This window comes from Cupriavidus sp. SIMBA_020, from assembly GCF_046535395.1.
Classification (GTDB): Bacteria; Pseudomonadota; Gammaproteobacteria; order Burkholderiales; family Burkholderiaceae; genus Cupriavidus; species Cupriavidus campinensis.
In genome coordinates this window covers 1-264 of the sequence record NZ_JAWRWU010000810.1, presented here as the reverse complement: position 1 = coordinate 264, position 264 = coordinate 1, and the positions used below count along the sequence as shown (strand labels likewise).

Sequence of the window (264 nt, the reverse complement as noted above, 5' to 3'; positions counted from 1 at the left end):
CCAGGATGGCGCGTACATCGGCGCCCTTGATCCTGCCCGCCAGCAGCTCGCCGGAGAATTCCCGAAGCCGTTGCACTTGGTCGGCCCAGCCCTTGAGCTTCCATCCCTTGCGCGGCTTGCTGGGAATCTCGTCGCGGCTGGCGTGCACGAGCGCCACCAGGAAGGGGTCGGCGCCGTCCTCGAGGAGCTTGCCGTAGTTCGGCTCCGGCCACGTCTCGGCCAGGGCATGATCGCGGATCGGCAACGCCTCGGCCTGGCGCATGC

1 protein-coding gene is annotated in these 264 nt (G+C 68.9%); it reads right to left on the bottom strand.

What is annotated here, in order from left to right:
• Positions 1-264, bottom strand: a 264-nt coding sequence (locus SB751_RS31610) for a hypothetical protein (RefSeq protein WP_410749222.1), incomplete at both ends; no start/stop codon positions are given.